This is a genomic window from Streptomyces crystallinus (assembly GCF_039521265.1).
In the GTDB taxonomy this organism is placed as follows: domain Bacteria; phylum Actinomycetota; class Actinomycetes; order Streptomycetales; family Streptomycetaceae; genus Streptomyces; species Streptomyces crystallinus.
In genome coordinates this window covers 146763-166905 of sequence record NZ_BAAACA010000005.1, presented here as the reverse complement: position 1 = coordinate 166905, position 20143 = coordinate 146763, and the positions used below count along the sequence as shown (strand labels likewise).

At 71.1% G+C, this 20143-nt stretch carries 15 protein-coding genes; 7 read left to right on the top strand and 8 right to left on the bottom strand.

Features of this window, described 5'->3' with window-relative positions:
• The first annotated feature begins 41 nt into the window (after positions 1–41).
• A complete protein-coding gene (locus ABD236_RS03635) occupies positions 42–809 on the top strand; it encodes a hypothetical protein (protein ID WP_344069997.1) in 768 nt (255 codons plus the stop codon).
• A gap of 77 nt (positions 810–886) precedes the next feature.
• Here the strand turns inward: ABD236_RS03635 and ABD236_RS03630 are convergent, their stop codons facing one another.
• Both ABD236_RS03630 and ABD236_RS03625 read right to left on the bottom strand, forming a co-directional pair.
• Complete coding sequence (locus ABD236_RS03630; RefSeq protein WP_344069995.1) at positions 887–1363, bottom strand: HIT family protein; 477 nt, start codon at positions 1361–1363, stop codon at positions 887–889.
• 482 nt (positions 1364–1845) lie between these two features.
• The gene (locus ABD236_RS03625; protein ID WP_344069993.1) at positions 1846–2058 is read right to left on the bottom strand and encodes an EF-hand domain-containing protein; all 213 of its coding nucleotides are present in this window, start codon (positions 2056–2058) and stop codon (positions 1846–1848) included.
• Between the two features lie 265 nt (positions 2059–2323).
• Here ABD236_RS03625 and ABD236_RS03620 point away from each other — a divergent pair, with 265 nt between their 5' ends.
• Positions 2324–3043 carry a tRNA-dependent cyclodipeptide synthase gene (locus ABD236_RS03620; RefSeq protein WP_344069991.1) on the top strand — a complete coding sequence of 240 codons (720 nt, stop codon included), beginning with the start codon at positions 2324–2326 and terminating at the stop codon, positions 3041–3043.
• A complete protein-coding gene (locus ABD236_RS03615; protein WP_344069989.1) occupies positions 3040–4257 on the top strand; it encodes a cytochrome P450 in 1218 nt (405 codons plus the stop codon). The genes ABD236_RS03620 and ABD236_RS03615 overlap by 4 nt, the downstream gene beginning before the upstream one ends.
• 61 nt (positions 4258–4318) lie before the next feature.
• Here ABD236_RS03615 and ABD236_RS03610 read toward each other — a convergent pair whose 3' ends face one another.
• From ABD236_RS03610 to ABD236_RS03585, 6 genes are all read right to left on the bottom strand, one after another.
• Complete coding sequence (locus ABD236_RS03610) at positions 4319–5500, bottom strand: YncE family protein (protein WP_344069987.1); 1182 nt, start codon at positions 5498–5500, stop codon at positions 4319–4321.
• On the bottom strand, positions 5500–6309 hold the full coding sequence (locus ABD236_RS03605; RefSeq protein WP_344069985.1) for a polysaccharide deacetylase family protein: 810 nt from the start codon (positions 6307–6309) through the stop codon (positions 5500–5502). The genes ABD236_RS03610 and ABD236_RS03605 overlap by 1 nt, the downstream gene beginning before the upstream one ends.
• Before the next feature lie 411 nt (positions 6310–6720).
• The gene (locus tag ABD236_RS03600) at positions 6721–7329 is read right to left on the bottom strand and encodes an ATP-binding protein (RefSeq protein ID WP_344070117.1); all 609 of its coding nucleotides are present in this window, start codon (positions 7327–7329) and stop codon (positions 6721–6723) included.
• A gap of 149 nt (positions 7330–7478) precedes the next feature.
• Complete coding sequence (locus ABD236_RS03595; RefSeq protein WP_344069983.1) at positions 7479–8246, bottom strand: enoyl-CoA hydratase/isomerase family protein; 768 nt, start codon at positions 8244–8246, stop codon at positions 7479–7481.
• Between the two features lie 91 nt (positions 8247–8337).
• Entirely contained in the window at positions 8338–9591 is a 1254-nt protein-coding gene (locus ABD236_RS03590) for a L,D-transpeptidase (RefSeq protein WP_344069981.1), read from the bottom strand.
• 226 nt (positions 9592–9817) lie between these two features.
• Positions 9818–11074, bottom strand: a complete 1257-nt coding sequence (locus ABD236_RS03585) for a L,D-transpeptidase (RefSeq protein ID WP_344069979.1) — start codon at positions 11072–11074, stop codon at positions 9818–9820.
• Between the two features lie 140 nt (positions 11075–11214).
• On the opposite strand from ABD236_RS03585, the gene glgX reads away from it, so the two are divergent.
• The 4 genes from glgX (at position 11215) to ABD236_RS03565 (ending at position 20068) form a co-directional block, all read left to right on the top strand.
• Entirely contained in the window at positions 11215–13470 is a 2256-nt protein-coding gene (gene glgX / locus ABD236_RS03580) for a glycogen debranching protein GlgX (RefSeq protein ID WP_425543810.1), read from the top strand.
• Between the two features lie 96 nt (positions 13471–13566).
• Positions 13567–15669: an ABC transporter ATP-binding protein gene (locus ABD236_RS03575; protein ID WP_344069977.1), complete on the top strand. Its 2103-nt coding sequence runs from the start codon at positions 13567–13569 to the stop codon at positions 15667–15669.
• Positions 15666–17549, top strand: a complete 1884-nt coding sequence (locus ABD236_RS03570) for an ABC transporter ATP-binding protein (RefSeq protein WP_344069975.1) — start codon at positions 15666–15668, stop codon at positions 17547–17549. Before ABD236_RS03575 ends, ABD236_RS03570 begins: the two co-directional genes overlap by 4 nt.
• Before the next feature lie 479 nt (positions 17550–18028).
• Positions 18029–20068 (top strand): M4 family metallopeptidase, encoded by a 2040-nt coding sequence (locus ABD236_RS03565; RefSeq protein WP_344069973.1) that lies wholly within the window; start codon positions 18029–18031, stop codon positions 20066–20068.
• Positions 20069–20143: the final 75 nt, after the last annotated feature.

Below are 20143 nucleotides of genomic sequence, written 5' to 3'. Positions count from 1 at the left end.
CGATCGGTTCCGGCACCGGGCCGCGCCCCTACACTACAGAAATGAGGTCCTTGACGGCCAAACTCCTGGATCGCCTGATCCTGCTCGCCGCCAGCGTCTCCATGGTGGCCCGTCAGTACGATGTCCCCGACCGGAAGTTCTGGACCGGCATATCGAGCGGCCGCCCCTACCTCATAGTGACCCTGATCTGCGTCATCGGGGTATTCGGAGCCTTCACCCCGTTCCAGGCGCTGTCCGAGCGGAAAAGGGTGGAGCGCCGCTCGGCCATTCGCCAGGAGATCCTCACGCATTACGGGAGAATGGTGGGGCTCGCCATCCGCGCGCGGCCGCCGGTCGAGTTACAGGACCTGGGACTGCACGTCTGGCGCATCCGCAGATCACTCCGCCATCCCCTGCACGGATACCTCCAGCGCGTCGCCACCTACCGGCTCGGCAGCACCCCGACCACCCGGACCTTCGCGCCGCCCCGAGGCGTGGGCGTGGTCGGCCTGTGCTGGGAGCGCAACACGGAGGTGTCGGTCGACGTCGGGAAACTGGCAGCGAGCCTGACCGACCGCGAGGCGTTCGAGGCGTATCGGGCCTCGCACGGAGCGGCGGCCGTGATGGGGCTCAGCTGGACGGAGTTCCAGCGCGTACGGCACCGGGGTGCGGTCTTCGCCAGCCCCGTGCGCGGGGCGACCGGCGGCTTTCGCGGGTGCGTCAGTGTGGACGCGAGCCACGGGCACGACTCCTTGGACGTGCCGGACCTGTGGCACGAGATCAACTCCCTGTGCTCACGGCTCGGGCACGGGGGCCTCGACGACATCTAGACGACATCTAGTGGCGGCGCCCGGTGGCTCCGGCCGGCTCCGGTCCCGCACCCCGAACGCGGCCGCGCCGGGTTCCCCTAGCGCGGCGAGGCCGCCCAGGCGTCCGGTTCGCAGTTGGGCACCGCACGCCGGATTCCGCCCCGTGGGTCGTCCACGTCCCCGTAGTGCCGGGGGATCAGATGGATATGCAGATGGTCGACGGTCCGGCCGGCGGCCCGGCCCTCGTTGATCCCGATGGTGTATCCGTCGGGATGATGCCGGTCGTCGAGGTTCTCCTGGGCGGACCGGATCAGGGAATAGGCGTCCTTGAGCTCCCTGGCCGTCAGCTCGAAAAACGATTCCACATGGCGCTTGGGCACGATTTCGACATGCCCCTCGGCCGCCGGGAAATTGTCGTAACGGACGAAGAACGTCTTGTTCTCCCGCATGATCCGGTTCAGCTCCGGCTGCTCCCGCCGGCAGAAGAGGCATTCCTCCGCTTCCGGATTCCGGCGATCGGCCGACCGCCCGGCCCTGTCGCTGCCGTGTCCGGCCCAGCAGAAAAGAAGAGGCATGATCCGGCGCCACCCGCGCGCCGGCCCGAGTGATAATGAGAAAGGCACGGTCGACCCCTTTTCATCTTTTTCACTTCATCCCACCGAGCCGATTTCCCTGGCCGACTGGCGAGTAACGTGCCAGAACGGTAGCGAACTCCCCAGTCAAAAGCTAGCCAGTGAGGCCCTCGCGAGCTTGTGAAATCGAGAAACGCGACCATCTCGGGGAGAGTTCTGCCACGATCGGCCTGAGTCATTTCGCATAATGACGCCTGAAGGACTCTTGTTGGTCCGACCGTGCGATCGATCTTGATGAAATCGCGGAATCACCTGGTCCGCCCGGCGGTTCACCGCGACGGGGGACGACGCCGTCGGCACTCACGCGGACGGGCGGGATCACCGGGGCGGGACGGGCGGCGCATCGCCTGCGGCACAGCCGCGTGCCCGGTGCGGAACGCCGTCCGCCGGCCCCCTCGGAGCGGGCCGGCGGACGGGATTCGGGGTCACTTGTCCAGGGACGCCCAGAACTCCTCGAAGGAGAGCTTGCCGTCGCCGTTGGCGTCCTTGGCCCTGATGATGGCCTGGGCCACGGTCTCGGTGACGTGGAAGTCGCCCAGCTGGGCCATGACCTGCTTGTACTCGGTCGCCGTCACCTCGCCGTCACCGTTGACGTCGAGTCGCGCGAACGCCTTGCGGGCCTCTTCGATGTCCGCCACTGGGTCCACCCCTATCTTGGTGCGTTTTTGACGGGGGTCAGACTAACCGGCGCCGCGCCGGGCCCGTACGGCGGTCGACCCCGAAGCCGTACGCCCGGCGCCCCGTGGCCAAACATCGGCCACGGCATGTCGAGGGGGCGAAATCCCGCCAAAAGTCCGGGACCCTCTTCCCTACGCTCCGCCACCGGGCGATAACTTCGTGCTGTCGCCGCCACACCGGGAGCACAGGGCTCCCAGGGACTCGCGGCGCTGGGGCGATTCAGGAGTGACTGCCACCACTGAAGCAACCACCACCTTCACCTTCCAGCCGTTCACCCCGAGCTGCCGGCTCATCTGGGACGAGGGCGACCACGTCCTCATCGGGGTGAGTCCGGGCAACAGCTACTTCAGCGCCGACCGGATCGCCGGTCTCGTCCGCTGGGCCTCGGCCCGCTTCGACCGGGTCGACCTCGTCTACGCCGACCGCCATGTGGACCGGATGTTCGCGACGCTCGGATACGACGACGAGCACGCGCGCAGGCGCGCCGCCAAGGAGCTCAAAGCGGTCCGCAGAAGGATCCTGCGCGGCGTCGAGGAGGCCGGGCGGCCCGGGCTCCCGGTCCTGGTGCACGCGCTCTCGGAGTTCGAGGGGAACCCGGTCTACGACCTGCTGCACCGCCGGGTGCGGCACTTCCTCGCGACCGACCGCGAGTTCCGCACCGGCTGCGAGGACATGGCCGCCGCGTTCCTGGCCACCAAGGCCGGCGGCGGACCGGTGAGCCAGGCGCAGACCGCCGCCTGCCTCGACTACATCGCCGCCGAGCTGCCCTTCTTCCTCGACACCCCGGGCATCCTCCAGGTCCCGTCCTCGGTCTCCTGCTACCACGCGCTGATCCCGCTCACCGAGCTGCTCTACGCCAGGGGCGGCGGCCTGCGCGCCTCCCGCAACCAGGCGTACGCGGTCGTGCGCCCGCAGGCCGTCCGCCCGGAGGGAGTCGCCGCATGAGCCACGTCAGGACTACGGACACGGACACCAGGACCCCGCTGCTCGACTTCCCCCTCGGGCGGCGCGGCGACGTGCTGCCCGAGGAGTGCGCCGTCCTGCGCACCAGGGAGCCGGTGGCCCGGGTGCGCACCATGACCGGTGACACCGCCTGGCTGGTGAGCAGCCACGGGCTGGCCAAGCGCGTCCTGGAGGACGAACGCTTCAGCCTCAAGGAGACCGCGTCCCCGGGCGCCCCGCGCCAGTACGCGCTGACGATCCCCCCGGAGGTCGTCAACAACATGGGGAACATCAACAGCGCGGGGCTGCGCGGCGCCGTGATGAAGGCGCTCAACCCGCGCACCGACGGCCTGCGGGAGTGGCTGCGCGAGCGGGCGGACGAGTTCGTCGACGCGCTGCTCGCCGAGGGACCGCCGGCGGACTTCCGGGCGGGGTTCGCCGACCCCTTCTCGGCGGCCCTGCACTGCAAGGTGGTCGGGGTGCCGTTCGCGGACTGGCGGCGGCTGATGAGCGGTCTGGACATCGCGTTCATGACCAGCCCGCACGCCTTCGAGGGCTCCCGGCTGAACTGGTACAAGGACCTCGGCTACATGGTCGACCGGCTCAACGCGCCCGAGGACCGGCGGGCGGGCCTGCTCGGCCGCCTCGCCGAGCTGCGTACGGAGGAGGAGTCCGCGCACCTCACCGACGAGATGCTGGCGACGGTCGCGGTCTCGCTCTTCGGCGCGGGCGCCGTCTCCACCTCCGCGTTCCTGGTGCTCGCGGTGCTCGCGCTGCTCCAGCACCCGGAGCTGATCGAGTATCTGAGGGGCCGTCCGGAGCGGATGGGCCGGGCGGTGGACGAGCTGCTGCGCTGGAACCTGTCCATCGGGGACGGCCTGCCGAGGCTGGCCACCGAGGACGTCCGGGTCGGTGACGTGCTGGTCAGGAAGGGCGAGTTGGTGCTGGTCCTGGTCGAGGCCGCCAACTTCGACCCGGCGGTCTTCAGCGACCCCGAACGGCTCGACCTGGACCGCGAGGTCAACCCGCACCTCTCCTTCGGCGCGGGCCGCCACTTCTGCCCGGCCACGGGCCTGGGTCGGGCGCACGCGGAGATCGCGCTGGGCGTGCTGGTGGAGCGGCTGCCGGGGCTGCGCCTCGCGGTCCCGCCCGAACAGCTGGTGTGGCGCACCGGCTTCATCAAACGGCTGCCGGAGCGGCTGCCGGTGCTCTGGTGAGAGGCGGCCGCCCCCGGGATCTCCTCCCGGGGGCGGCCGTTTCCGTACGGAGTGCGCGGGCTCAGCGGAAGATGCCGGTGTGGCCCAGCGAGTAGCGGCCCGGCTGCGGGTAGACCGCGAGGCCGTGCGGGCCCGAGCCGACCGGGATCCTGGCGAGCTCCTGCCCGGTGGTGGTGTCGATCGCGTACACCTCGGCGTCGTAACGCCCGGACAGCCACAGCACCTTGCCGTCGGCCGAGACGCCTCCCATGTCGGGGCTGCCGCCGCCCGGCAGGTGCCACTTCTTGGTCAGCTTGTTCTGGGCGAAGTCGAAGATGGAGATGGTGCCCTCGCCCCGGTTGGAGATGTACATCTCCTTGGAGTCGCGGCTGACGTAGAGGCCGTGGCAGCCCTTGCCGGTGGGCAGCAGCGTCGGCGTGCTGAACCGGTCGCCGTCCATGACCCACATGCCGTGCGCCATCATGTCGGCGATGTAGAAGGTCCTGCCGTCCGGGGACATCTTCACGTCCTGCGGCATCGCCCCCTCGAACGGCAGCTTCTGGTGCGCGATGACCTGCATCTTCGCCGTGTCGACCTTGAGCAGTTCGCCGGAGAACTCGCAGGAGACGATGAAGTAGCGGCCGTCCATGGAGAAGTCCGCGTGGTTGACGCCCGCGCAGTGCACCGGGACGGTCTTGACCCGGTTCATGTGGACGGGCTCGCGGAACACCAGCTCGCGGTCCATCGACGCCATCACGACCGCGTACTTGCCGTCGGGCGTGAAGTAGAGGTTGTACGGGTCGGAGACCTGGACGGTGCGGCCGGTCCTGCCGGTCGCCGGGTCGATGGCGGTGAGGCTGTCCCCCAGGTCGTTGTTGACCCACAGCGTCTTCATGTCCCAGGAGGGCACCACGTGCTGCGGCTGGTGCCCGACCGGGATGGTCTCGATCACCTTGTACGTCTTGGGGTCGATCACCGAGACCGTGTTGGAGTTGGTGTTGGGGACGTAGACGCGTTCGAGGAAGTTCTTCACGGCCGGCTGGAGGGCGTTCGGGCGGTCCGCGGCGTAGGCGTCCTTGGGGTCCAGGACCGGCGGCATCCCGGGCAGGCCCTGCGGCACGGCCTGCTTCGGCACGGGCTGAGCGGCGCCCTTGGTGCCCAGGGCCTCGTTCCCGCCCTTGTCCGCGGACGAGCCGCAGCCGGCGAGCGCGGCGAGCAGGAGGCCGCAGAGCAGCGCGGCGGTCCTCTTGGTGGGGGTCGGCATCAGGTCAGCAACTCCGTGGTGGTCACCGCGCGCAGTCCGCGGCGGTCGAGGTCGGCGAGGAGGGCCGGCAGCGCGGCGACCGTGTCCGCGTAGCCGAAGTGCAGACTCACCACGGATCCGTTGCGGATCCGCCCGGTGACGTTGCGGGTCACGGCCGGGGCGCCGGGCGAGGTGAAGTCGAGCGAGTCGACGTCGTACGAGAGCACGTGCGGGTACCCGGCCCGCCGGGCCAGTCTCTGGACGAGCGGCGTGGCGTACTGGGTACGGGAGGGCCGGAACCAGGTCCCGATGGAGCCGGTGATCCGGCGCAGCCGGTCCGCGCAGCCGGTGATCTCGGCGTACGCCTCCCGCTCCGCGAGCGCGGAGATGTCGATGTGGCGCTGGGTGTGGTTGCCGAGGTCGTGGCCGCCGTCGAGGATGCGGCGGGCCATCCGGGGGTGCTCGTCGAGCCAGCTGCCGACGGCGAGCACGGTGACCCTGGCACCGGCCCGCTCGGCCTCCTCCAACAGGGCGGTGGCCTCCTTGGGGTCGCCCTGGCCGTGGAAGGTGAGCGCGACCTTCGGCCGGTCGCGCGGGCCGTGCGCGATCTGGTCGGGCTGGGCCGGGAAGGCGCGCGGGGCCGGGGCGGCGCGGGTGGTGCCGGGGCGGGCGGAGGCGGGGGAGCCGGTGGGTGTCGCGGCGGCGGGCGGCGGCCCGGCGCCGCCCTCGTCCTGCGTGCAGCCGGCCGCGAAGGCCCCCAGGACGGCCGCCCCCGCCCCGGCACGCAGTGCGCTGCGGCGGTCGACCCCACGGGGAGATGGATTGAGCACATGGACATTTAAGTGCGGCAACGGGCGGAAGGTAATGATTGACCCATTTCAGGACCTATGCGGGTCGCCGGGACGCGCCATCCCGACATGGCGGGCGACTCGATGAATCACTCATCGATACCCATACTTATTCAGCATTTAGAAGGTGCGTGCTCTAGCTCACCTACGATTCACAGCTAAACTGTCACGCTATGGGGAAGTTTGTCCGAGTAAGGACTTTTGGCGTGAAGGCCCCCCGTCTGCCATAGTCGAAGACACGACCGCTCATTGACCCGAGCTCGGTCGTCCTCAGTCGCCGTGGATCACACCCCCTCCGGTCCACGGCGGCGTTCCGCAGAAGCCCCCGCAGGCAGGCCGCACCCGGCAGGCACGGGGGCTTCGGTGTATCCCGGGGCGGCCACCCGCGAGGACTCAGCGGTCGGCGACCCGCATCTCGAACCAGGTGGTCTTGCCGCGCGGCAGCAGATCCACCCCCCAGCGGTCGGAGAGCTTGTCGACGAGGAAGAGGCCGCGCCCGCTGGTGTCCAGCTCATGGACCGGCATCAGACAGGGCAGCCCGCGCGAGGGGTCGCGCACCTCGATCCTGATCCAGCCGCGCCGCCGCATCATCCGCAGCCCGAAGGCCCGGGCACCGGTGTGCCGTACCGCGTTGCCGACCAGCTCGGAGACGAGCAGGATCGCCTGCTCCGCGAGCGCCGGGGAGAGCGCCCACTGACGCAGTATCACGCACTGGGTGAGCCGGCGCGCGGTCGCCGCCGACTCGGGCCGGGACGGCAGCCGTACCTCTTCGTCCGTCGGGTTGCCGAACAACTCCAGTGCCTTGAGCGCCCGTTCGTCCTCGACGGCAGGCGACCACCGAGCCGCGGTCGCGCTGCCGCGCTGCCGCGGTTGTTCCACACCCTCCAGCCCCGCCATGCCCCCATCATGGCCGCCCCGAGCCGTCTCCGGGGCCGTTCCTGGGGAAAACGGCCCCCGGAACCAGAGGTTCCGGGGAACCCGTTCAGCATATGCCGACGGCAGTGGATCACCCCCGCACCGCCCACGAGCTGCGATGACGGGCCGCGATCAGCTGATCACCAGGCGTTCGCGGCCAGTCGTACTTAAGGCTCCGTTAAGGCCACGCTAATCCACCCGCAGGGTGAACGGCAGGGACGCCAACCCGGCGAAGGTCAGCGGAACTTGGCCTTCCCGGGGCCCTCCTCGACGAAGCTGCGCATCCCGCGCTCGCGGTCCTCGGTCGCGAACAGCCCCGCGAACCAGTTCCGTTCGATGGCCAGCCCGGTCTCGATGTCCGTCTCCAGACCCGAGTCGACCGACTCCTTGGCGGCGCGCAGCGCGAGCGCCGGGCCCTGGGCGAGCTTCGCCGCCCAGGCGTGCGCCTCCTCGTACACCTTGTCCGCCGCCACCACGCGGTCCACGAGCCCGATCGCCAGCGCCTCCTCCGCCTTGACCATCCGGCCGGTGAAGATGAGGTCCTTGGCGCGGGAGGGACCGATGAGGCGGGAGAGGCGCTGGGTGCCGCCCGCGCCCGGGATCAGTCCGAGCAGGATCTCGGGCTGGCCCAGCTTGGCGTTGTCGGCGGCGATACGGATGTCGGCGCAGAGCGCGAGCTCGCAGCCACCGCCCAGCGCGTACCCGGTGACGGCGGCGACGACCGGCTTGGGGATGCGCGCGACGGCGGTGAAGGACTCCTGGAGCGCGCGGGAGCGGACCACCATCGCGGCGTGGTCCATCGCCTGCATCTCCTTGATGTCCGCGCCCGCCGCGAACACCTTCTCGCCGCCGTAGATCACCACGGCGCGTACGTCGTCACGGCGGCCCGCCTCCTCGGCGAGCTCGCGCAGCCGGTCCTGGATCGCGATGTCCAGGGCGTTCATCGGGGGGCGGTCCAGGCGGAGGGTGCCGACGCCTTCGGAGACTTCGAGGGTCACAGTCATGGCAGCAGGTTAGTGGGCGTTAACGACGGCGGACCCGGTGCCGTTGGTCACAGCACCGGGTCCGTCCGCCGCGCGGATCGCAGGGGGGGTGTTACTTGGTCCACTCCGCCCAGGACATGTTCCAGCCGTTGAGGCCGTTGTCCGGCTGGATCTGCTTGTCCTTGGAGTTCTTCACGATGACCACGTCACCGATGAGCGAGCGGTCGTAGAACCAGGCCGCCGGGGTCGAGGGGTCGCCCGCGCCGCGCGCGTCGCGCAGGCCCACGCAGCCGTGGCTGGTGTTGGTGTTGCCGAACACCGACGGGTCGCCCCAGTAGTTGCCGTGCAGGAAGGTGCCCGAGCTGGAGAGGCGCATCGCGTGCGGCACGTCCTTGATGTCGTACTCGCCGCCGAAGCCCACGGTGGCGCCGTTCATCCGGGTCACCTGGTACTTCTCGCTGATCACCATCTGGCCGTTGTACGTGGTGTTCGCCGGGGCGCCCGCGCTGATCGGGATGGTGCGCAGGGTCTTGCCGTCACGCACGACCGTCATGGTGTGGGCGGCCGCGTCGACCGTGGAGACCTGCGAGCGGCCGACGGTGAACTTCACCGTACGGGTCTGCTTGCCGTAGACGCCGGGCCGGCCCTCGACGCCGTCGAGGTTGAACTTGACGGTCACCTTGGTGCCCGGCGCCCAGTACTTCTCGGGGCGGAAGTCCAGGCGGTCGTTGCCGAACCAGTGGCCCTCGACCGGCACCGACGGCTCGGCCGTCACCTTGATGGCCTTCTCGACGGCCTGCGGGTTGGTGATGCCGCGGCTGAAGTTGATCGACACCGGCATGCCGACGCCGACGGTGTCGCCGTCCTCGGGGGCGTAGGTGCCGATGAAGGTGTTCTTGGGGACCAGCGTGGTGAACGTGGTGTCCTTGGCGGACTCGCGGCCGTCGGTGTCCTTGGCGACCGCGTGCACCTTGTACTTGGTGGCGGAGGCGAGGTGCTGGTCCGGGGTCCAGGCGCTGCCGTCGGCGGAGATCTTGCCGGCCACCGCGTTGCCCTTGGTGTCCGCGACCGCGACGGCGGTGAGCTTGCCCTGGGCCGCGGAGACCTTCAGCGCGCCGCTGGTGGCCACGGAGTCGGCGCCGTCCTTGGGCGCCACGGTCACCACCGCGGCCGAGGCCTTGGTGTCCTCGCCCGCCTTGCCGGCGGCGCCCTTGCCCTTGCCGTCCCCGCCCCCGGCGGAGTCGTCGCCCCCGCACGCCGAGACCAGCAGAAGCAGCGCCCCCAGCAGCAGAGCCAGCAGACCGGGCGTGCCGCGCCGCCGTCCCGCCGCTCTCTTCGGAGCCCCCGATATGTGCTGCCCGTTCACGACAGTTCTCTCCCCTCGCACGGCCTGGAACACGCCACGGCCCGTACTGAAAAACACCCCCGCGCGCGTCCTCGCGCGCACACGATTGCCTAGGTAATCACACCGGACACACACTCAACGCCACGCGAATGTCACCGTTCAGTCCCAATGGTCCTGTGCGTTCGCTGTGGCGACATCGCGTCGTCACCGGGGGCGTGTACGGGCCGGGCGGGCCGGCGAGTGGGGGTCAGAGGGCCGAGCCCGCCCTCCACTTCGCCCAGCTCAGGTTCCAGCCACCGAGGCCGTTGTCCGCCGCGACCGTTTTGTCCCGGGAGTTGACCACCTCCACCACGTCCCCGATGAGCGTGCGGTCGAAGAACCAGCCCGCCGGGGTGTCCGGGCTGCCGCCCTTCACATCGCGCAGGCCCACACAGCCGTGGCTGGTGTTGCTGGAGCCGAAGGTGGTGGAGGAGGCCCAGTAGTTGCCGTGCAGGAAGGTGCCGGAGGCGGTCAGCCGGATGGCGTGCGGCACGTCCGGGATGTCGTACTCCCCGCCGAAGCCGACGGTGCGGCTGTTCATCCGGGTCACGTCGAACATCTCGGTGACCACCATCTTGCCGTTGTACGTGGTGTTCTTCGGCGACCCGGCCGAGATCGGGACCGTACTGACCAGGTCGCCGCCGCGGCGCACCTCCATCGTGTGCGCCTCGGCGTCCACCAGGGACTGCTGGTCGCGCCCGATGGTGAAGCCGACCCGCTTCTCCTGGATGCCGTAGACGTCGGGGGCGCCGGGCACATCGCGCAGCCGCATGTCCACGGTGACCTTGGTGCCCGGCCTCCAGTACTGTCTGGGCCGGAAGTCCAGGCGCTCCTTGCCGAACCAGTGGCCCACCACCACGACCGGCGGCTTCGAGGTGACCTTGATGGCGCGCTCCACGGCCGCCCGGTTCTCGATCGGCTGGTTGAAGTTGAACGAGACGATCATGCCGACGCCGACCGTGGAGCGGTTCTCCGGCTTGAAGTAGCCGATGAACCGGTGCTCGGGCACCAGCGTGGTGAAGCTGGTGTGGCGGGCCTGGCGGTGGCCGTGGCCGTCGAGCGCCACCGCGTCCACCGTGTACTTGGCGGCGAGTTCCAGCCGGGCCGCGGCGCCCCGGTCCGGCTGCCAGGAGAGCCCGTCCTCGCTGAGGTGGCCCGGCACCTCCTCGGGCTGGGCGTCCTCGGCCTTCATCACCCTGACCCGCTCCAGGCGCCCGCTGGGCACCCGCACCTCGATCCTCCCGTTTGCCCTGACGCCCTTGGCCCCGTCGTCGGGGGTCACCAGGATCACGTCCCGGGGCGAGGGGCCCTTGCCCGCGACGACGTCCTTGACCCCGTCGACCCCGCCGATGTCCAGATGGTCACCGCTGCACCCGGCCGCCCCGGCCACCAGCGCCGCCGTCAGTCCCACCCATGCCAGGGCGGCCGCGGTGCTCGCCCCTGCCCGCTTCAGTACGAATCTCACGACCGGTCAACGACCGCGCCCCGCCCAGGGAAACGTGAGTACGAGCCGGGTAACGGGAAGAAAACCTGCGAGGACACGCGTGGGGAGCCGCGGCCGGGACGCCGCGCCCCTCCAGGCGCCGAGCCGCGGGAGGCCGAGGGGTGTCGAGCGCAGCCGAGCAGGAGGCGGAGCGGGGGCTGGGGCGCCCGGCTCCGCAGGAGGAGGGGCACCGGGAGCTGAACGGGCACCGGCGCGGCCCCGGCGGGCCGCGGCCGCGGGTCTGGCCGGGGGCGCCGACACCGCTGGGGGCCCGGTTCCGGGTGGGGCCGGACGGGGTGGCGGGCACCAACTTCGCGCTGTGGGCGGGCGGGGCGGAGTCGGTGGAGCTGTGTCTGTTCGACGCGGTGGGCGCCGAGACCCGGCTCGCCCTGGTCGAGCTCACCCATGAGATCTGGCACGGCTTCGTGCCGGGGGTGCGGCCGGGGCAGCGGTTCGGCTACCGGGTGCACGGCCGCTGGGACCCCTGGACGGGGGCCCGCTGGAACCCGTCGAAGCTGCTGCTCGACCCGTACGCGCGCGCGGTCGACGGGGACTTCGCGCTGCCGCCGCAGGTGTACGGGCATGTGCGGGACTGGCCGCAGCAGCAGGTGGCCGACACGGTCCGCGACGACCGGGACTCGGCGCCGTACGTGCCCAAGGGGGTCGTCGTCCACGATGACGACGACTGGGCCGACGACCGCCGGCCCAAGACGCCGTGGGCCGACTCGGTCATCTACGAGCTCCATGTGCGCGGCTTCACCAAGCGGCACCCGGGGATCCCCGAGGAGCTGCGCGGCACGTACGCGGGTCTCGCGCACCCGGCCGCGCTCGACCACCTGGTCAGCCTCGGGGTGACGGCGGTCGAGCTGCTGCCGGTGCACCAGTTCGCCCACGAGGACCATCTGCTGCGCCGGGGCCTGCGCAACTACTGGGGCTACAACTCGATCGGCTACTTCGCCCCCCACGCGGCCTACTCGGCGTCCGGCACGGCGGGCCAGCAGGTCGGCGAGTTCAAGCGGATGGTGCGGGCGCTGCACGCGGCGGGCATCGAGGTCATCCTCGACGTCGTCTACAACCACACGGCCGAGGCGGGCGAGCGCGGCCCGACGCTGTCGCTGCGCGGCATCGACAACAAGGGCTACTACCGGCTCCAGTCGGACGCCCGCCGGTACGCGGACTACACGGGCTGCGGCAACACCCTGCACGTGGTGCGGCCCCAGGTGCTGCGGCTGATCACGGACTCGCTGCGGTACTGGGTGACGGAGATGGGGGTGGACGGGTTCCGCTTCGACCTGGCGGCGGCGCTGGCCCGCTCGATGCACGACGTCGACATGCTCTCCCCGTTCCTGGCGGTGATCGCCCAGGACCCGGTGCTGCGCCGGGTGAAGCTGATCGCGGAGCCCTGGGACGTGGGGCGCGGCGGCTACCAGGTCGGGGCCTTCCCCCCGCTGTGGACGGAGTGGAACGACCGCTACCGGGACGCGGTGCGGGACTTCTGGCGGGGCGCGCTGCCCGATGTACGCGATCTGGGCTACCGCCTGTCGGGCTCCAGCGACCTGTACGCCTGGGGCGGCCGCCGCCCGTACGCCTCGATCAACTTCGTCACGGCGCACGACGGCTTCACCCTGCGCGACCTGGTCTCGTACGAGCGCAAGCACAACGACGCGAACGGGGAGGGCAACCGGGACGGCACCGACGACAACCGGTCGTGGAACTGCGGCGTGGAGGGCGAGACGGACGACCCGCGCGTCAACGCCCTGCGCCGCCGCCAGCTGCGCAACCTGCTGACCACCCTGCTGGTCTCCACCGGGGTGCCGATGCTGGTGGCCGGGGACGAGATGGGGCGCACCCAGGGGGGCAACAACAACGCGTACTGCCAGGACGGCGAGGTGGGGTGGGTCGACTGGTCGCTGCTGGACGAGCCGGGGCCGCGCGGGCTGCTCCAGCTGGCGCGCCGCCTGGTCGCCCTGCGCCACCGCCACCCGGTGCTGCGCCGCCGCGCGTTCTTCTCCGGCCGGGCGCAGCGGGCGGACGGGCTGCGCGACCTCGCCTGGTTCACCGCGCGCGGCGCGGAGATGACGGAGCGGGACTGGTACGCGCCGACGGCCACGCTCGGGCTGTATCTGTCGGGCCGCGACATCCCCGGGCGCGACGCGCGGGGCGCGCCCGTGGTGGACGACAGCTTCCTGATCGTGCTGCACGCGGGCAGCCGCCCGACGCGGTTCGTGCTGCCCGGGCCGCCGTGGGGCGAGGGGTACGAGGTCGTGGTGGACACCTCGACGGAGGACCAGTCGCAGGTGCCGGGGCGCGAGCACCGGGGCGGCGTGGAGATGGGGGTGGGGGCGCGTTCGGTGCAGGTGCTGCGTGTGACGAGCTGATGGCGCGTCAGTCTTCGCCGGGCCGCGCCCCGGACCCCGCGCCGGGCCAAAAAGGGCTGTGGCGTTGTCCGTGGTGCCGCTTAGGCTCGATGGTTGATGTCAGACACACATGCGCCCACGGATGCGCCTCCCGCCGCTCCCCCAGCCGCTCCGACCCCGGACCCGTCGACCGTCCGTACGCTGCTGAGGCTATGGCCGTACGTACGCCCCGTGCGGGCCCGGCTGTTCTGCGCCGCGTTCGTCGCGGTCGTCGCGTCCTGTCTCGGGCTGGTGATCCCCCTCGTCTTGAAGTGGATCGTCGACGGCCCGGTGGGCGACGGTGACCCCGGCGGGGTCTGGTTCGGGGCGCTCGTCCTGCTGCTCCTCGGCGTCGCGGAGGCGCTCCTGTTCGGCCTGCGGCGGTGGCTGGTGGCGCGGCCGCTGGCGGGGGTGGAGGCGGCGATGCGGGCGGATCTGTACCGGCATGTGCAGCGGCTGCCGGTGTCCTTCCACGACCGCTGGCCCTCGGGGCAGTTGCTGTCGCGCGGGACGACGGATCTGAGCCTGGTACGGATGTTCCTGGCCTTCCCGTTGACGTTCTTGCTGGTCAACGGGGTGACCATCCTGGTGGGGTTCATCATTTTGCTGTCGCAGGAGTGGACGCTGGGGCTGGTGCTGATCCTTCCCGTGGTGCCGCTGGTGGCGCTGTGCTCGCTCTTCGAGACGCGGTACTCGCTGGCGGCGCGGCGGGCGCAGGACCAGGTGGGCGATCTGACCACGCTGGTCGAGGAGAGCGTGCTCGGTATCCGGATCATCAAGGGCTTCGGCCGGCACCGGGCCCAGGCGCGGGCGTTCGGGGAGCTGGCGCGCGGGCTGCGGGGCACCGAGCTGCACAAGGCGCGGCTGCTGGCGGCGCTGTGGGGCGTCATCACGGCGGTCCCCGAGCTCGCGATCGGGGCGGCGCTGGTGCTGGGTACGGTGCGGGTGGCGGACGGTCAGCTGTCGGCCGGGACGCTGGTGGCGTTCCTGTCCACGGCGTTGGCGCTGCGGTGGCCGGTGGACTCGATCGGGTTCCTGCTGGCGATGAGCCAGGAGGCGGGGACGGCGACGCAGCGGTACTTCGAGGTCCTGGATGAGCCAGTCCCTCCGGTGAGCAAGGCCGCCCTCCCGGGGGCTACGCCCCCGGACCCCGAGCGGGGGCTCCGCCCCCTGCACCCCGCTGCGCGTCCGGCTGCGGCCCGGTGGGTGGCTGGTCGCGCAGTTCCCCGCGTCCCTGAGGGAACGGGGCCTGCGGCCCCAGTTCCCAGCACTGTGCACCCGGGGGGAGCCGGGCTGCCCCAGGGGCGCGAGGAACTGCGCGACCAGCCCCCACCGGCCCGCAGTGAAGACACCGGGCCGCCCGCCCAGGGCTTTCGGGAAGGGGCGGGGCGGGGAGGTGAAGAGCGGCCACCAGGCCGCAGACGACGGCCGGGCCCGGACCTCGGCATCAGGTTCCACCACGTCGCCTTCCGCTACCCCGACGCGCCCCCGGACTCCCCGCCCCTCCTCTCCGGGATCGACCTGCACATCCGCAGTGGCGAGACCATGGCCGTCGTCGGCGGGACGGGGTCGGGGAAGACCACCCTCACCGCCCTCGTGCCGAGGCTGTACGAGGCGACCGGCGGGCGGATCACCCTCGACGGCGTCGACATCGCCGAGATGCCGCGCGACGAACTCCGCGCACTCGTCGCCGTCGCCTTCGAGGAGCCCACCCTCTTCTCCGCCTCCGTGGGCGAGAACGTCCTGATGGGCGGCGGCGGCACCCAGGACCTGGACCGCGCACTCGACGTCGCGCAGGCCGGCTTCGTACGGGAGTTGCCGCACGGCGTCGACACCCAGGTCGGCGAGCAGGGGCTCAGCCTCTCCGGCGGCCAGCGCCAGCGCCTCGCGCTGGCCCGGGCGGTCGTCGGGCGGCCCAGGTTCCTGGTGCTCGACGACCCGCTCTCCGCGCTCGACGTGCACACCGAGGCCCTCGTCGAGGCGGCCCTGCGCGACGTCCTGCGGGAGACCACCGCGCTGGTCGTCGCGCACCGGCCGTCGACGGTGATGCTCGCCGACCGGGTCGCGCTGCTCTCCGGCGGCCGCGTCGCCGCCGTCGGCACGCACCAGGAACTGCTGCGCGACAACGCCGAGTACGCCTGGCTGATGTCCGGTGCGGGGGACGAGGGGGAGAAGCGATGACCACCACCATCGGGGCCGAGCGGCAGGCCGAGCCGGAGGAGCCGGAGGGGTCGCAGGGGCCGGGGCGACCCGGCAGCGCCCCGGTCCCGGGCGATCCCTTCGACCGCGACGAGCTCCCCTCCCCCGCCGGCGCCACCCGCGCCCTGCTGTTCGACCTGCTGCGCCCCATGCGCCGCCGCGTCGTCGTCACCGCGCTGCTGATCCTGTTGCAGCAGGCCGCCGTGCAGGCGGGGCCGCTGCTCGTCGCGTACGCCATCGACCGGGGCGTGCCCGCCTTCCGGCGCCACGACTACGGGCCGCTGATCGCCGTCGGCTCCGGCTACCTCGTCTGCGCCCTGGGGTCCGGGCTCCTCCAGTACGCGTTCATCAGCGCCTCCACCCGCGTCGGCCAGGACGTGCTGCTCGATCTGCGCGGGCGGATCTTCCGGCACGCGCAGGCGCTGAGCGTGGACTTCCACGAGCGCTACACCTCGGGCCGGCTCATCTCCCGCTCCACCTCCGACGTGGAGTCGCTGCGCGAGCTCTTCAACGAGGGGCTCCAGGAGCTCATCGGCGTGGTGCTCTCCGCGGTCTACATCTGCGCGATGCTGCTCTGGCTGGACTGGGGCACCGGCGCGCTCGCGGTCGCCTCGTACGCGCCGCTGCACCTGCTGATCCGCCGCTACCGGCGGCGCGCCTCGCGCGCCTTCGACGCCCGCTCCACCGCGATCGCCGCCGTGATCGTCAAGTTCGCGGAGACCCTCAACGGCATCCGCCCGGTCCAGGCGTTCCGCCGCGAGGACACCAACGACGCGGAGTTCCGCGAGCTCAACCACCGCCACGAGCGCACCAACGGGGACGCGATCCTGGAGATGGCCCAGTACGTGGTGGGCTCCCGGCTGGTGGCCAACACGGCCGTCGCCGCGATGGTGCTGTGGGGTGCCTACCGGGTCGCCGAGGGCACCCTCGCGCTCGGGGTGCTGGCCGCCGCCGTGCTGTATCTGCGGCGGCTCTACGACCCGATCGACCGGCTCGGGATGTTCCTCAACTCCTACGAGGCCGCCGTCTCCTCGCTGGGTAAGATCGCCGGGCTGCTCGCCCAGAAGCCGACCGTGCCCGAACCCGAGCGTCCCGTCCCGCTACCGGAACGCTCCGGCGAACTGCCGGGCCGGGAGGTCGTGTTCGAGGGCGTGGGCTTCTCGTACCGTACGGGCGGGGAGGTGCTGCCCCGCTTCGACCTGACGATCCCGGCCGGGCAGACCGTCGCCGTCGTCGGCTCGACCGGCGCGGGGAAGTCCACCCTCGCCAAGCTGCTGGCCCGCTTCTACGACCCCTCCACAGGGCGGGTCCTGCTCGACGGCGTCGACCTGCGCGAGCTCGCCGTGCCCGAGCTGCGGCGCGGGGTCGTGATGGTGACCCAGGAGGCGTTCCTGTTCTCCGGGACGGTCGCCGACAACATCGCCATCGGCCGCCCCGAGGCGACCCGGGAGGAGATCGAGCGGGCCGCGAAGGCGATCGGCGCGCACGACTTCATCACCCGGCTGCCGGACGGCTACGACACCGATGTGCGCAAGCGCGGCGGACGCATCTCGGCGGGCCAGCGCCAGCTGGTCGCCTTCGCCCGGGCGCTGCTCGCGGACCCGGCGGTGCTGATCCTCGACGAGGCGACCTCGTCCCTGGACATCCCGGGCGAGCGGGCGGTGCAGCGCGCGATGCACACGGTGCTGCACGGCCGTACCGCCGTCGTCATCGCCCACCGGCTGTCGACCGTGGAGATCGCGGACCGGGTGCTGGTGATGGACCGGGGCCGGATCGTCGAGGACGGCTCGCCCGCCGAACTCATCGCGAACACCGGCCGGTTCGCGGATCTGCACCGGGCCTGGCGGGAGAGCCTGGCGTAGGCGCCGTCGTTCGGATCCATGCCTTGCCCTGGGGCCGAAAGGGCGCGGCGGCGGGAACCGCTCCGCCGCCGCGTCCGTCACACCTCATCGCCGTGCGCGTCGCACCGTCCGCCAGGCGGACGGTCGGCTGGGGTCCGGGCGGCAAGTGCTCAGTCGCATTGCGGCCATTGTCGAAGGCGGCTTCCGGAGGCCCTCTGGACAGCTTTCGCGCTGGTCGGACTGGGTGCGTATCCGGACACTCCCGTCGATCGCGACGCACCCGACTGCACACTGGACACACGGTGTTGACAAAGGAAACGTCCGCTTAACGAACGCCATCTTTCGTACAACGAACGATTTCCAGCCATCTTCTTGACGCGCTCCTGACAGCGACAGGTCACTCCTGGCACTCTCTCCCCGATCCAAGAACCACCGCTCCGCATGCACTGCCCGGCCGGCCCCACCCAGCCGCCGGTACCCCCCTCGCAGAAGGAGTTCGCGTGAGATCCACGCACCGTCGTCGTGCCACCGCCACCGCCGCACTGCTCTCCGCAGCCGCCATGCTCACCGTCGGAGTCCAGGCCGGTAGCGCCAGCGCACGCCCCGACGACTCCGCGTCCGCCAACGCCCTCAAGGCGCAGGCCGTACGCAACCCGGGCGCTCTGCCCGCCAAGCTCTCGCCCTCGCAGCGGGCCGAGCTCATACGCCAGGCCGGCGACAAGACGGCGGAGACCGCCAAGAGCCTCGGCCTCGGCGCGCAGGAGAAGCTCGTCGTCCGCGATGTGACCAAGGACCAGAACGGCACCACCCACACGCGGTACGAGCGCACCTACGCCGGTCTGCCGGTCCTCGGCGGCGACCTCGTCGTCGACACGGCCACCAGCGGCCGGACCCAGGCCGTCCTCAAGGCCAACCGCGCCGAGCTGAAGAACATCGCCACCACCGCCAAGCAGGGCCCGGCCGGCGCGCAGAAGCAGGCCCTCGCGGCCGCCGCCGACAAGGGCGCCAAGAAGGCGACCGCCGACCGCGCCCCGCGCAAGGTCGTCTGGATGGCCAAGGGCACGCCGACCCTCGCGTACGAGACGGTCGTCGGCGGTCTTCAGGACGACGGCACCCCGAACCAGCTGCACGTCATCACGGACGCGGCGACCGGCGCCAAGCTGTACCAGTGGCAGGGCATCGAGACCGGTGTCGGCAACACCCACTACAGCGGCCAGGTCACCCTCGGCACCACGCAGTCGGGCTCGAACTACACGCTGACCGACGGCGGGCGCGGCGGCCACAAGACGTACAACCTGAACCACGGCTCGTCCGGCACCGGCAGCCTGTTCACCCAGACCAATGACACCTGGGGCGACGGCACCAACTCCAACGCCGCCACCGCGGGCGCCGACGCCGCCTACGGCGCCGGGCAGACCTGGGACTTCTACAAGAACGTCTTCGGCCGCAGCGGCATCAAGGGCGACGGCGTCGGCGCGTACTCCCGCGTCCACTACGGCAACGCGTACGTCAACGCGTTCTGGGACGACAGCTGCTTCTGCATGACGTACGGCGACGGCTCGGGCAACAACGACCCGCTGACCTCGCTGGACGTGGCCGGCCACGAGATGACGCACGGCGTCACCTCCAACACGGCGGGCCTGGAGTACAGCGGCGAGTCCGGCGGCCTCAACGAGGCGACCTCGGACATCTTCGGCACCGCGGTGGAGTTCTACGCCAACAACGCGTCCGACCCCGGTGACTACCTCATCGGCGAGAAGATCAACATCAACGGCGACGGCACCCCGCTGCGCTACATGGACAAGCCGAGCAAGGACGGCGGCTCCAAGGACAGCTGGTACTCCGGCATCGGCAACCTGGACGTCCACTACTCCTCGGGCCCGGCGAACCACTGGTTCTACCTGGCCTCCGAGGGCAGCGGCACCAAGGTCATCAACGGCGTGACCTACAACTCGCCGACCTCAGACGGCCTGCCGGTCACCGGCATCGGCCGCGACAAGGCCCAGCTGATCTGGTACAAGGCGCTCACCACCAAGTTCAACTCGTCCACCGACTACAAGGGCGCCCGCGACGGCACGATCGCCGCGGCGACCGAGCTGTACGGGGCCGGCAGCGCCGAGGTCAACAACATCACCGACGCGTGGGCGGCCATCGCGGTCGGCGCCCGCCACGGCGGCACCGACCCGGGCGGCAAGGTCTTCGAGAACGGCACCAACGTCAACATCCCGGACTCCCCCGGAGCGGCGGTCACCTCGTCGGTCACCGTCTCCGGCGTCACGGGCAACGCGCCCAGCACCCTCAAGGTCGGCGTCAAGATCGTCCACACCTACATCGGCGACCTCCAGATCGACCTGGTGGCACCCGACGGCTCGGTGTACCCGCTGAAGAGCACCGGCACCGGCGGCTCGACGGCCAACCTCGACACCACGTACACCGTGAACGCCTCCTCGGAGGTCGCCAACGGCACGTGGAAGCTGAAGGTCCAGGACAAGGCGCGGTACGACACGGGCTACATCGACAACTTCAAGCTCACGTTCTGAACGGTCAGGCGGCTGACTAGGACGTGAAAAAAGGTGCCCGGACCCCCACAAGGGGTCCGGGCACCACTCGTTTCA